This window comes from Methylocystis bryophila, assembly GCF_027925445.1.
Lineage (GTDB): Bacteria > Pseudomonadota > Alphaproteobacteria > Rhizobiales > Beijerinckiaceae > Methylocystis > Methylocystis bryophila.
This window is the reverse complement of record NZ_AP027149.1, coordinates 3,824,661-3,837,327: the sequence shown is the minus strand read 5'-3', so window position 1 is coordinate 3,837,327 and position 12,667 is coordinate 3,824,661. Positions and strand designations below refer to the sequence as shown.

Genomic DNA, 12,667 nt, shown 5'->3' with positions numbered 1-12,667 from the left:
CACGATGCCGCGCTTCGCGCTCACGATCGAATATGACGGCGGTCCCTTTGTCGGCTGGCAGCGGCAGGCGAACGGGATCTCCATTCAGCAGCGTCTCGAGGAAGCGGTCTTGGCTATCGACGGCGTCCAGCGCGTCGTGCATGGCGCCGGCCGCACGGACGCCGGCGTCCATGCGCTCGGGCAGGTCGCGCATGTCGATCTGACGCGGGACTGGCGGGTCGATCGCTTGCGCGACGCGCTCAATGCGCATCTTCGGCCGGATCCGATCGCCGTGCTGACCGCCCGCGCCGTCGCGGAGGATTTCGAGGCGCGCTTCTCCGCGAAAATGCGCCATTACCGCTATCTGATCTTCAACCGGCGTGCGCCGCCGGCGCTGGCGCGCGGGCGTGTCTGGCACGTCAAGCGGCCGCTCGACGCCGAGGCCATGCATGCGGCGGCGCAGACGCTCATCGGAAAATTCGACTTCTCGACCTATCGTGCGAGCGAATGTCAGGCGCGCTCGCCGATCCGGACGCTCGAGCGGCTCGATGTGACTCGCAGGGGCGATGAGATCGAGATTCTTGCGAGCGCCCCGTCTTTCCTGCACCATCAGGTGCGTTCGCTCGTGGGCTCGCTCGAGCATGTGGGCAGCGGCAAATGGCCGGTGGAGGAGCCGCGCCGCGCGCTCGAGGCCCGCAGTCGCGCGCGCTGCGGACTGGTCGCGCCAGCGCAGGGCCTGTATCTGATCGCGGTGGACTATTGAGGCGAGCGGGAAACGCGCTAGGCGAGGAGAAGCGTATGATCTTGCTGCCCCGCATCGCCGCGGCGGTGTTCTCTCTTTATCTCCTGGGGCTCGCCGGCCTGACCATCTTTCAGCGCGACCTCCAGTATTTCCCGGATCCGCGCATTGTGTCGCCCGCGGAAGCCGGATTGGCGCAAATCGAGACGTTGCAGCTGACGACCGACGACGGGAAAAGGCTCAGCGCCTGGTTCTCAGCGCCGGCGAAGGGCCGGCCGCTCATTCTTTATTTTCACGGAAATAGCGGGGTGCTGGCGGATCGGCGGGAGCGGTTCCAGCATTTTCGCGAGAGCGGTTTCGGCTTTCTCGCCATCGCCTACCGCGGGTACGGAGGTTCGTCGGGCGAGCCGACGCAAGCGGGCCTGTTGCTCGACGCCGAGGCTGCCTATGCCGAAGCGTCGCGACGCGGCTACTCGGGTCGACGTCTCGTGATCTTTGGCGAGTCGCTCGGCACGAGCGTCGCGACGATGCTCGCCTCGCGTCGCCAGGCGGCGGCCCTGGTGCTCGACTCGCCTTATCTCTCTGCCGTGTCGATCGCCGCCGCGCGCTATCCGATCTTCCCCGTCGGGCTGTTGATGTTCGATCCCATGCGAACCGACCTTGCCATCGGTCAAGTGCATATTCCCGTCATGATGCTGCACGGAGAAGCGGATCAAATTATTCCCCTCTCGTCGGCGCGCGCGCTCTTCGCATTGGCCAATGAGCCCAAGGAATTCATTGCTGTCGCGGGCGCTGACCACCTCGTCTTGAATGCGCCGCAGGTCTACCCGCGCGTTGCAGCCTTCATCGACGCCGCAAGCGCCTCGCGCGAGTAGCAAGAGCATGTCCCGGAAAAGTGCGAAGCGGTTTTCCGGTCAGGACATGCTCCAACTTTTTGACTTGGCGCGATTCCTTGTCGCTCGAACGATTCCGTTCGAGCGGGAAACGCGCTCGGCGGCGCTCAGCCCTCGATTTCCTCGCGCCGGATCTCGAGCTCGAGCCATCTCTCCTCGGCCTCAGCCAACTCGGTCTGCGCAGCTTCCAGCCGGGCGCCCGCCGCCGCAAATTTTTTGGGATCGCTTGCATAAAGCGCCGGATCCGCGAGCAATCTCTCAAGCGTCGCCCGCTCTTCCCGCAGCGCCTCCATTTTCTGTGGCAGCGTCGCGAGCGCGTGACGCTCGTTGAAGGAAAGTTTCGGCCGTCCCGCCGGCTTCTCGCGGGCCACCGGCTTGGGCTTCGTCTCGGCGCGTTGCGGCTCGGACTTCAGCGCCTCGACGCCGAAGCCGCGCTGCGCGACCATGTCGGCGTAGCCGCCCGCATATTCGCGCCAGACTCCTTCGCCTTCGCTGATCACGACCGAGGTCGCGACGCGATCGAGAAAATCGCGGTCATGCGAGACGACGATCAGCGTGCCGGGATAGTCGGCGAGCATCTCCTCGAGCAGATCGAGCGTTTCCAGATCGAGGTCGTTCGTGGGCTCGTCGAGAACGAGAAGATTGGAAGGTTTCGCCAGGGCGCGCGCTAGCATCAGCCGCCCGCGCTCGCCGCCCGAGAGCTTGGCGACGGGCGTCCGCGCCTGTTCCGGCTTGAAGAGAAAGTCCCTCAGATAGCCGGTGATGTGACGTCGTTCGCCGTTGATCTCGATAAAATCCGAGCCGCCGCCCGTGAGCGCGTCCTGCAGGCTGCGTTCGGGATCGAGGCTCGCGCGGCTCTGCTCTAGCGTCGCCATCGCCAGCCCGGCGCCTTGCCGGATCTTTCCGGCGTCAGGAGCGAGCGCTCCGGTCAGGAGGCCGACGAGCGTCGTCTTGCCGGCGCCATTGGCTCCGACGATCCCGATCCGGTCACCGCGCATGATGCGTGTCGAGAAATCCTGGACGATGACGCGCTCGCCGTAAGATTTGTGGAGCTTGACCGCCTCGATCACGAGCGAACCCGAAGATTGCGCCTCGCTCGCCTCCAGCTTGACCTGACCCTCGGGCCCGATGCGCTGGCGCCGCTCGGCGCGCATCTCGTGAAGACGCGCGAGCCGCTTCATGTTGCGCTTGCGCCGGCCCGAGACGCCATGCCGCAGCCAATGCTCCTCGGCGACAATGCGGCGGTCGGCCTTGTGGCGCAGGCGCTCCTCCTCCTCAAGCTCGCGGTCGCGCCAGGCTTCGAACTCCTTGAAGCCGGCGTTGAGATCGCGGGTGCGGCCGCGGTCGAGCCAAACGGTCTCGCGCGTGAGATTCTGCAGGAAGCGGCGATCATGGCTGATCAGCACCAGCGCCGAACGCAGCCCCGCGAGCTTTTCCTCGAGCCAGAGGATCGTCGGCAGGTCGAGATGGTTCGTCGGCTCGTCGAGCAGGAGGATGTCGGGGCGCGAGGCAAGGGCTCGCGTGAGCGCAACCCGGCGCGACTCTCCGCCCGAAAGCCGCGTGGGATCTTCCTCGCCTGTCAGGCCGAGATCGTTGAGCAGCAAGCGCGCCGCATGCGGGTCGTCGAGCGGCCCGAGGCCGGCCTCGACAAAGTCGGCGGTCGTCGCGAAGCCCGAGAAGTCCGGCTCCTGCGCGAGATAGCGCAGCGATGCGCCGGGCTGCAGAAAGCGCTCGCCCCGATCGAATTCGAGCTCGCCCGCGGCGATGCGAAGCAGCGTCGATTTTCCCGACCCGTTGCGCCCGACGAGGCAAAGCCGCGCGCCGGGCAGAACCGACAGATCGGCCCCGTCGAGCAAGGGCTGACCGCCGAGCGTCAGCATGACGCCGGTCAGCGCGAGAAGAGGGGGAGGGGCCATGGGTCCTGATCTAGAGATTCGTTGGGAGTCTTTGTCATGCGAGCGGGCGCGTTGTCGAATCGGCTCGTCGCCGCTCAAGCCCGGCCGTCTCCGTCGGAGACTGGCTCGAGCCCTCGGCGGCTCCCGGGGCGGGCGGCTTCGTCACGGCCCTTCGCGAGCCGGCTGTGCCGGCGTCCGTATAAGAAATAGACCGCGAGCCCGATGATGAGCCAGACGACAAATCTTTCCCATGCGATGGCTGGCAGCTTCGAGAGGAGCCACAGGGAGAAGCCCACGCCGATGAGTGGCAGATAGGGGGAGAGCGGCGCGCGAAAGCCTCTTGGAACGTCGGGCCGCGTGTGGCGCAGCGCGATCACGGCGAGGCAGATCACGACGAAGGCGGAAAGCGTGCCGATATTGACGAGCTCGGCGACCTCGCGAATCGGAAAGAAGGCGGAGACGAGCGCGCAGAGGCCGCCCGCGATGAGCGTCGGCCGATAGGGCGTCGCAAACTGCGGATGCGGTCTGGCGAACCAAGCGGGAAGCAGGCCGTCTCGGCTCATCGCGAACCAAATGCGCGCGCAGCCGAGCAGAAAGGCGAGCATGACGCTCAAAATGCCGACCACCGCCGCCGCCGAGACGACAAGCGTCGCCCAGCCCATGCCGAGCGCTGCGAAGGCGGAGGCGACCGGCGCGGCGTTGTCGAGCGTGTCGTAACGCGCGATGCCCGTCAGCGCGAGCGACATGAGGATATAGAGCGTCAGTGAGACGACGAGCGAGAGCAGCACCGCGCGCGGAAGGTCGCGCTGCGGCTCGAGCGCTTCCTCGCCTGCGGTCGTCAACGTGTCATAGCCGAAGACGGCGAAGAACACGACCGCTGCGCCCTCGACGACGCCGCCGAAGCCGAAGGGCATGAAGGGGCGCCAGTTCGCCGGATTGATATGCGGCGCCGCCGCGAGGATGACGACGATGACGGCCGCGATTTTCAGCAGCACCATCGCGGTGTTGAAGCGCGCGCCCCATTCGACGCGCAGCGTCAGCAGCAGTGCGACGCCGAACGCGCCGAGCATCGCGAAGAGGTCGAGGATGTGGCCATCACCGGTCCCCGGCGCGCCGGCGGCCCATTCCGGCGGCGCGACGCCGAACAGCGCGAGCAGCGCGCGCAGATATCCCGACCAGCCGATGGAGACCACCGCGACAACGAGCGCATATTCGAGCAGCAGGTCCCAGCCGATGATCCAGGCCGGAAGCTCGCCGAGCACCGCATAAGCGTAAGTGTAAGCGCTGCCGGCGACCGGGAGCATGGAGGCGAATTCGGCGTAGCAGAGCGCCGCCGCGCCGCTTGCGACGCCCGCGATCAGAAAGGAGAGGGCGACGCCGGGCCCTGCCTGGGTGGCGGCGACGACGCCCGTGAGCACGAAGATGCCGACGCCGATGAGGCCGCCGAGGCCGATGCCGACGAGCTGCCAGAGGCCCAGCGCACGCCGCAACGCGCCTCTTTCGAGCGCCTCGGCCTGCAGCGATTCGATCGACTTGGCGCGAAAAAGCTCGACCAGCCTCATGCCGCCGCGGCCCTCTCGACGCCACGCTCGAAATCCTCGCGCTGCCAGCTGATCGTGATGCGCGCGCCTGTGTGGGGCGGGGCGATGTTGATCGCCTCGATGAGCGCGCCGGAGCGCTCGAGCAAGGTCGTCGCGATGAAGAGGCCGAGGCCTAGTCCGGACTCGGGCGCGCTCTTCACGCGCCGGTCCGCCTCACTGCCGCTCACATAGGGATCGCCCACGCGATCGAGAATCTTCGGGGCGAAGCCGGGGCCGTCGTCCTCTATGACGACGCTGACGAGGCGATCGGTCCAGCGGGCTTCGATCCGCACGGTCGAGCGCGCGAAATCCACGGCGTTCTCCACGAGATTGCCGAGGCCGTACAACATCCCGGGGTTGCGGAGACAAAACGGCTCGGAGGTTTCTCCCGCCTTGTCGACGATGATCGCGACCTCGGGATCGCGCAACGGCTCGACCGCTTCCTCGATCAATGTGCCGAGCCGCAGCTTGTTCAGCACATGGGCCTCGTCGGTGTTCAGGGACTGGAGCTTGCGCAGAATTTCTCGACAGCGGCGGGCCTCCTGCGCAAGCAGCTTGAGATCCTCGCTCATCTGCGGCGCGATCGATGGCGTGAGCTTTTGCAATTCGGAAGCGATCAGCGTGATCGTCGCCAGCGGAGTTCCCAGCTCATGCGCGGCCGCGGCGGCGAGGCCGTCGAGCTGCGTGAGATGCTGCGCGCGTTCGAGCACGAGCTCGGTGGCGGACAGCGCATTGGCGAGCTTGCGCGCCTCGTCGGAGACGCGTCCCGCATAAAGTCCGATGAAGCCTGCGCTGAGCACCAGCGCCGCCCAGACGCCCAGCCGATAAAGCAATGGGAAGTAGAGGATGTCGCCTTCCCGCCAGGGGAGCGGCTCGAATTCGACGGTGAGCAAGGTCGCGGCGGCCACCATCAATATCCCGAGAAGAAAGGTGAAGGGACGCGGCAGCGAAACGGCGGAGATCATCACCGGCGCCAGGAGAAACATGGCGAAGGCGTTGGTGACGCCGCCGGTGAGATAGAGGAGGGCGGCAAGCTGGATCACGTCATAGGCAAGGAGCACCGCCGCCTCGGTGTCGTCCAGGCGCAGACTGCTCCGGCTGCCCGCGCGCAGCGCGATGTTGAGCGCGCTCGAGGTGGCGATCGCGACGAAACAGAGCCCGATGGGAAACGGAAACTTGAGATAGAAATAGACATAGAGCATCGCGAGGGTCTGGCCGGCGATCGCGACCCACCGCAGCAACACCAGGGTTTCGGCGCGCAAATGCCGCGCCGGCGTCAGTTGCTGGTCTTCGACTCTACGGTCCATGGCCTCGCTCCGCATGCGCGGTCGTTTTCTAAAAGCTTAGATCACGATGCGTTTGAGCGGAATCGTTCAAACGCAGATAACGTGATCGATTCCAAAGTCTTAGGGCGCGATTGGCGCGAAAAACCGATTCCCACTTTTACACATCGCGCTCTAGCGCGCGATGGGTGCGAAATCCGGTTTCCACTTTTTCGCACCGCGCTCCAACTCGAAACGTTAGAGCATGTCTTGACCGGAAAACCGCTTCGTACTTTTCCGGGACAGGCTCTAGAGCCCGGCGCGCGCCGCCCGCCACAGACGCCATTGACGGCGCAAGGGCGAAGGATCGCGCAGCGCGCCGAAGGGATGGAAATCCCGCGCCTGCATCGCCCGCAAATACAGCGGAACGGTCGCCACGGGAAGAAGCGCGACGCGCGTCGCCTCGTCGGCTTCGCGTGCGGCGTTTCTCGACAGGTCGAAGTGTTCGGACGCGCGCTCGATCAAGACGGCGATCGCCGCCCGCAGTTGCGCCGTCTCGGCGCCGGCGGCGGCGTCCTCGCGGCGCGCGCCGTGCGCCTCCAGAAGATCCTCGGGTAGAAATTGCGCGCCGCCCTTCGGCAGGCGACGAAGAACGCGCAGCAGGCCGAGCGCCGTTCCGGCCTCGGTCAAGGCCCGCCCATCGCCGGGGGCGCCGAGCGCCTGCGCGCTCCAGCGCAGCGGCGCCGCAGCGGTGCGGTCGCAATAGCCGAGCAGCGCCGCCATGGTCGGCATCGGATCGTCGTAGAGGTCCGCGACATGCGCGTCGAGGAAGGCCGTGACCTCCTCTTGTGATAACGAGCAATGGTCGAGCGTGTCGATGAGCGCATCGGCGACAGGATGGGCCTGCTGCGAGCCTTCCTCCCTCGCCGCGAGCGCGTCCTCCCACCAGCGTAGCCGCATCTCGCCGAGTAGCGGCTGCGTGACCTTGCCGGGGATTTCCATGACCTCCAGCAGGAAAGCGTGAAGGGCGTGAAGATGCTTGCGCCGCGCCGTCGGAGCGAAGAGCGTGGCGAGCCATCCGTCGCGGTCCTTCTCGCGCAGCAGGGCTTCGCAGGCGGCATAGTTCCGGGCGAGCTCCGCCTCTCGTTCGGCCGGCGGCGAATTCGTCACGGCGACCCCAGGCGGCAATCGCCTCTAGAGCCTGTCCCGGAGAAGCGCGAAGCGGTTTTCCAGCGCGATTCCATGCGATCGGGATGCGCTCTAGCGCGTTTCCCGCTCGAACGGAATCGTTCGAGCGAAAAGGAATCGCGCCAAGTCAAAAAGTTGAAGGATATCATGACCGGAAAACCGCTTCGCACTTCTCCGTGACATGCTCCGAGCCTCACTCTTGCGGTCCGGGCGTCTCGTCGCCTCCATCCTCCGCGTCCGCCAGAGCGGCGATCAGCTCCACGAGTCGACGGCGAACCTTGGGATTCTTGATCCGCGCGAAGGAACGATTGAGATGAACTCCTTCTGCCGTCGACATAAAGTCCACGACATATTGAGACTGCGCTTCCTCTTCGAAGCCCGCGGGAGCATCCGCCGGCGTGGCGGCTCCCACAATCGTCGGCGCGCCCTCGAAAAAGAATGACGGCGACACATTGAGCGTCTTGGAGATCTGCTGAAGCCGGCTCGCGCCGATGCGGTTGAGGCCTTTCTCGTATTTCTGAATTTGCTGAAAGGTGAGGCCGAGCGCTTCTCCGAGCTTCTCCTGGCTCATCTTCATGAGCATTCGCCGCATGCGCACGCGATTTCCCACGTGGCGGTCGATAAGGTCCGGCGTCTTCTTCACGAAAGCGGGTTCCCGCGCGGTTGACGATTCGCAAGGTTCGACCGCTCCCGGGGGCTTTGCCGCGGAACCGAGATGCGCCCTTACAGAAGGTCGGGATCAGGTCCCTGCGCCCCAACAGACTGTCTGCCGACGGCTTTGCCGGCCGGCGTGACCAGCTTTTTGGCGCCAATGCGACGGAAAGGCAAGGATGAAATGGCGACCAGATCGCGAGGCGCGCGCGGATTTCAACCGTGGGGCGAAGAATAGCGAGACGGCGGCGAGTATTCTTCGCCGCTTCTCACCGCGCGATGACCGGTTGGAAAGTCGAACGCTTCAGAGCGCGCCCGAGATCCAACGCAGAAGCTCGCCCTTGGGCGCGGCGCCGACCCGCTGCGCGGCGGCCTGACCGTTCTTGAACAGGATCATTGTCGGGATCGAGCGAATCCCCAGCTTTCCGGCGACATTCGGATTCTCGTCGACGTTGAGCTTGACAATCTTGATCTTCGAGCCGAGCTCGGCGCCGATCTCATCGAGCAATGGCGCGACGACACGGCAGGGGCCGCACCATTCCGCCCAAAAATCGACGAGGACCGGCGTTTCGGACTTCAGGACGTCCTCGTTGAAGCTCGCGTCGGTAACGTTATTGCTGGCCATGGCTCTCCAAATCCTTCTTGTCCCGGAACGTCCCCAGGACGCAGGGAACCTAGGAACGCAGTCCCCCTCCGTCAAGCTGCGCATGCGCCTTGGGGCTGGTCCGTGCTTCTTCTATGTTTAGCGCTTACTTACTGCTGGAGCCACAAGATTGTGAGGGCAATCAGGAAAAGCAGATCCCGATTGCGGAGGGCCGTCTGCTTTTGCGGCTCTGGATCACGCTTCCTTAAAGTGGAGCCGCCTGAACGCAGAAAACGTGATCGACGCTAAAAAACTTAGAGCGCCATTTGTGCGAAAAAACCGGTCTCCACCTTTTCGATGGCGCGATTCCATAGCGCCTCCCGATCGCGCGGAGTCACGCGATCGAAAATGACTAAGCTGCACATCAAAAACTCAGAGCATGTCCCGGAGACAGGAGCTTTCCTCGCCTCGAGAGGCTCAGAACTTCCTATCGGTTCCGTTTGGCGGCGCACGCCAATCATAGCCGGCGCCCGGGTCGAGATGCACCACATGGGAACCCGCCGTGGCGGCGGTCTGGGCCGCACGCTCGCGTGGCAGAGGGGTCAGCGCTCCGATGATCAGCGCGAAGCCGATCGCGGCGACGATGAGCCAGTAGCTTTTCATTTTCTCCCCCGAAGGGCGCCAAATTCGTGTCGGCGCCCGCCGCTGGACCTCCACCCCGTCCTTCTAGCCGAGGCTGAGCTTCCCAGCAAAAGGTAAATTCATAAATTTGAAAGGAGTTCCATGTCTGCGCAAAAATTGGCTTTTGCCACAAGCGGCGGCCGGCGCGACAGCGCGCTCACGCGATTCCTGAGCGCGGCTCAGGCTAGGCTTCCGGCAACCCTTCGCGGATCATGCGGATGACGCCGGAGAAGTCGCTCTCTCCCTCGCCCCGCTCGACGTAGAGCGCGTAGATGCGCGCGGCAAGCGCGGCGAGCGGCGTCTCCAAGCCCACCGACTCTGCGGCCGCCTGGGCGAGCCCCAGATCCTTGAGCATCAGCGCCGCCATGAAGCCTGGCCGATAGTCGGCGTTCGCCGGCGATGTCGGCAATATTCCGGGCGCGGGACAATAATGCGTGAGCGACCAGGACTGGCCCGAAGACACCGATGCGACGTCGAACAGGGTCCTGTCGGAAAGTCCGAGCCGCTCAGCAAGAGCGAAGGCCTCGCAGGTTGCGATCATCGTCGCGCCAAGCATCATGTTGTTGCAAATTTTGGCCGCCTGTCCGAGGCCGCCCTCTCCGCAATGAATGACTCTTTGACCCATGTCGGCGAGCAAGCCGCGCGCCTTTTCGAAGGCGGAGTCCTCTCCGCCGCACATGAAGGTGAGCGTCCCCGCCGTCGCGCCAGCGACGCCCCCCGAGACCGGCGCATCGACGGAAGGGTGACCCGCGTCCTGCGCGAGCCTGTGCGCCAATCGCGCGCTCGCGATGTCGATCGTGGAGCAGTCGATGAACAGCGTCGGGCGATCGACACAAGCCAAAACTTCCCTCCAAACGCCGAGGACGGCCTCGCCCGCCGGCAACATCGTGACGATCGCCGCCGCGCCCTGCGCCGCCGCCAGAGCCGAGCCCATGGCCTGGACGCCAAGCGGCTCGGCTTCGCCTCGAAGCCGGGGGTCGAGATCGAAACCGCGCACCTCGCGTCCCGCCTTGGCGAGATTCGCGGCCATGGGGCCGCCCATGCGGCCGAGACCGATGAAGGCGATGTGAGTCATCTTCGACCTCCCCTCGCGTCGTCGTCGGAACGGGTTAGCCGCGCCCGATCAGCGCGAGCCATTCCTCTTCCGTGAGCACCTCGACGCCGAGCTCCCGCGCCTTGGTGAGCTTCGAGCCGGCGCCCGGCCCCGCGACGACGATATCGGTCTTCTTGGAAATGGAGCCGGAGACCTTAGCGCCCAGCCGCTCCGCCTGCGCCTTGGCTTCGTCGCGCGTGAAGGACTCGAGGCTTCCGGTGAAGACGACCGTCTTGCCGGAGACGGGCGAGGAGGATTCGACCGCCTCCATCGGCGTCGGCGTGACTTGCTCGAGCAGGCGATCGAGCTCTTTCTCATTGTGCGGCTCGGCGAAGAAGTCGCGCAGCGCCTCGATGACGACGGGGCCGATCCCGTCGATGCCTTCGAACGCCGCCTCGCCTTCGCCGCCGGGCTCGAGCTTTTGCGCGGCGTTGCGGAAATCCTCGAAGGCGGCGAAGTGACGCGCGAGCCGGCGCGCGTTCGTCTCCCCGACGTGACGTATGCCGAGCGCATGGATGAAGCGATTGATCGGCACGTTTCGCCGCGCCTCGATCGCCGCGAAGAGATTGCGCACCGAGGTTTCGCCGAAGCCTTCGCGGTTCTTGAGCTTGGTGAGGCTTGTGGCGTCGCGTTGGGCAAGCGTGAAGATGTCGGAGGGCGTCTTGATCAGCCCCTCTTCGTAAAAATATTCGATCTGCTTATCGCCAAGCCCCTCAATGTCCATCGCATTGCGCGAGCAAAAATGCTTCAGGCGCTCCACCGCCTGCGCCGGACAGACGAGCGAGCCGGTGCAGCGCCGGGCGACCTCGGCCTCGCCGGTCTTTTCGTCGATCTCGCGCAACGCCGCCGAGCCGCAACGCGGGCAGACATGAGGAAAATGATAGGGCTTCGCGCTCGCCGGTCGCTTCTCGGCCACGACCGCAACGATTTGGGGGATCACGTCGCCGGCGCGCTGCACGACGACCGTGTCGCCGATGCGCACGTCCTTGCGCGCGATCTCGTCCTCGTTATGAAGCGTCGCATTTGAGACGACGACGCCGCCGACGGTGACCGGCTCGAGACGGGCGATTGGGGTGAGCACGCCCGTGCGTCCGACATTGATCTCGATGTCGCGCAGAATCGTCGTTGCGCGTTCGGCAGGAAATTTATGCGCCGTCGCCCAGCGCGGCGCGCGCGAGACGAAGCCCAAGCGCTCCTGCAGCGCGAGGTCATCGACCTTGTAGACGACGCCGTCGATGTCATAGCCGAGGGTCGCGCGTCGCGTCTCGATCTCGCGGTAGCGCGCGAGCATCGCCTCGACGCTGTCGCAGCGCGTCATCAAGGGATTCACGGGCAGGCCAAAGCGCCTGAAGGCTTCCACCACGTCGAACTGTGTCTTTCCCGGCGTTTCGCTGACCTCGCCGAGCGCATAGGCGAAGAAGCGCAAGGGGCGGCTCGCGGTGATCGCCGGGTCGAGCTGACGCAGCGAGCCCGCCGCGGCATTGCGCGGATTGGCGAAGAGCCGCTCTTCTGCGGCGGCCTGGCGCGCGTTGAGCGCCGCAAAATCCTTGTGCGACATATAGACTTCGCCGCGCACCTCCAGCACGGCGGGCGGCTTGTCGGCGAGCCGCTCCGGGATCTCTTCTAGCGTGCGGACATTAGCGGTGACGTCCTCGCCCTCGAAGCCGTCGCCGCGCGTCGCGGCCGAGACGAGGCGGCCGCGTTCATAGCGCAGCGAGCAGGAGAGACCGTCGATCTTTGGCTCCGCCGTGAAAATGAGCGTCGCGTCGTCGGCAAGTCGCAGAAAGCGGCGAACCCTGGCGACGAAATCGACGACCTCTTCGTCGGAAAACACGTTTCCAAGCGAGAGCATCGGGATGGCGTGACGGATCTTCGCGAATTTCTCGGCCGGCGCCGCGCCGACCTTTCTCGTCAGGGACTCGGGCGTCGCAAGCTCGGGAAATCGCTGCTCCAGCGCCTCATAACGCCGACGCAGCGCGTCATAGTCCGCGTCGGAAACGACGGGAGCGTCTTCCTGATAGTAGCGGCGATCGTGCTCGGCGATCTCCTCTCCGAGACGCGCATGCTCGATGGCGGCGTCGCTGTGCGACAACTCGGAAATCGGCCGATGGCTCGTCACAGCT

General features: G+C 65.4%; 11 protein-coding genes. 2 read left to right on the top strand and 9 right to left on the bottom strand.

What is annotated here, in order from left to right; genetic code table 11:
• Nucleotides 1-4: 4 nt before the first annotated feature.
• Both truA and QMG80_RS17720 read left to right on the top strand, forming a co-directional pair.
• The gene (gene truA / locus QMG80_RS17725; protein WP_085770389.1) at nt 5-742 is read left to right on the top strand and encodes a tRNA pseudouridine(38-40) synthase TruA; all 738 of its coding nucleotides are present in this window, start codon (nt 5-7) and stop codon (nt 740-742) included.
• A gap of 35 nt (nt 743-777) precedes the next feature.
• Nucleotides 778-1,593, top strand: coding sequence for an alpha/beta hydrolase (locus tag QMG80_RS17720; protein WP_085770388.1), 816 nt, complete (start codon nt 778-780; stop codon nt 1,591-1,593).
• Nucleotides 1,594-1,718: 125 nt separating this feature from the next.
• Here QMG80_RS17720 and QMG80_RS17715 read toward each other — a convergent pair whose 3' ends face one another.
• From QMG80_RS17715 to ligA, 9 genes are all read right to left on the bottom strand, one after another.
• Nucleotides 1,719-3,527 carry an ABC-F family ATP-binding cassette domain-containing protein gene (locus QMG80_RS17715; RefSeq protein ID WP_085770387.1) on the bottom strand — a complete coding sequence of 603 codons (1,809 nt, stop codon included), beginning with the start codon at nt 3,525-3,527 and terminating at the stop codon, nt 1,719-1,721.
• Between the two features lie 74 nt (nt 3,528-3,601).
• Complete coding sequence (locus QMG80_RS17710; RefSeq protein WP_085770386.1) at nt 3,602-5,068, bottom strand: amino acid permease; 1,467 nt, start codon at nt 5,066-5,068, stop codon at nt 3,602-3,604.
• Nucleotides 5,065-6,393, bottom strand: a complete 1,329-nt coding sequence (locus tag QMG80_RS17705) for an ActS/PrrB/RegB family redox-sensitive histidine kinase (protein WP_085773474.1) — start codon at nt 6,391-6,393, stop codon at nt 5,065-5,067. Before QMG80_RS17705 ends, QMG80_RS17710 begins: the two co-directional genes overlap by 4 nt.
• 264 nt (nt 6,394-6,657) lie before the next feature.
• Nucleotides 6,658-7,518: a phytoene/squalene synthase family protein gene (locus tag QMG80_RS17700; protein ID WP_085770385.1), complete on the bottom strand. Its 861-nt coding sequence runs from the start codon at nt 7,516-7,518 to the stop codon at nt 6,658-6,660.
• Nucleotides 7,519-7,729: 211 nt separating this feature from the next.
• Nucleotides 7,730-8,179, bottom strand: coding sequence for a helix-turn-helix domain-containing protein (locus QMG80_RS17695; RefSeq protein ID WP_085770384.1), 450 nt, complete (start codon nt 8,177-8,179; stop codon nt 7,730-7,732).
• Between the two features lie 312 nt (nt 8,180-8,491).
• The gene (gene trxA / locus QMG80_RS17690; RefSeq protein WP_085770383.1) at nt 8,492-8,812 is read right to left on the bottom strand and encodes a thioredoxin; all 321 of its coding nucleotides are present in this window, start codon (nt 8,810-8,812) and stop codon (nt 8,492-8,494) included.
• A 435-nt stretch (nt 8,813-9,247) separates the two neighbouring features.
• A complete protein-coding gene (locus QMG80_RS17685; protein WP_085770382.1) occupies nt 9,248-9,433 on the bottom strand; it encodes a hypothetical protein in 186 nt (61 codons plus the stop codon).
• 202 nt (nt 9,434-9,635) lie between these two features.
• On the bottom strand, nt 9,636-10,526 hold the full coding sequence (mmsB, locus tag QMG80_RS17680; protein ID WP_085770381.1) for a 3-hydroxyisobutyrate dehydrogenase: 891 nt from the start codon (nt 10,524-10,526) through the stop codon (nt 9,636-9,638).
• Between the two features lie 34 nt (nt 10,527-10,560).
• A complete protein-coding gene (gene ligA / locus QMG80_RS17675) occupies nt 10,561-12,663 on the bottom strand; it encodes an NAD-dependent DNA ligase LigA (RefSeq protein WP_085770380.1) in 2,103 nt (700 codons plus the stop codon).
• Nucleotides 12,664-12,667: the final 4 nt, after the last annotated feature.

Bases quoted from the DNA above. Each gene is read 5' to 3' on its own strand.
- trxA (WP_085770383.1), bottom strand. From the start codon at position 8,812: ATGGCCAGCAATAACGTTACCGACGCGAGCTTCAACGAGGACGTCCTG.
- truA (WP_085770389.1), top strand. From the start codon at position 5: ATGCCGCGCTTCGCGCTCACGATCGAATATGACGGCGGTCCCTTTGTC.
- QMG80_RS17715 (WP_085770387.1), bottom strand. From the start codon at position 3,527: ATGGCCCCTCCCCCTCTTCTCGCGCTGACCGGCGTCATGCTGACGCTC.
- QMG80_RS17685 (WP_085770382.1), bottom strand. From the start codon at position 9,433: ATGAAAAGCTACTGGCTCATCGTCGCCGCGATCGGCTTCGCGCTGATC.
- QMG80_RS17710 (WP_085770386.1), bottom strand. From the start codon at position 5,068: ATGAGGCTGGTCGAGCTTTTTCGCGCCAAGTCGATCGAATCGCTGCAG.
- QMG80_RS17705 (WP_085773474.1), bottom strand. From the start codon at position 6,393: ATGGACCGTAGAGTCGAAGACCAGCAACTGACGCCGGCGCGGCATTTG.
- QMG80_RS17720 (WP_085770388.1), top strand. From the start codon at position 778: ATGATCTTGCTGCCCCGCATCGCCGCGGCGGTGTTCTCTCTTTATCTC.
- mmsB (WP_085770381.1), bottom strand. From the start codon at position 10,526: ATGACTCACATCGCCTTCATCGGTCTCGGCCGCATGGGCGGCCCCATG.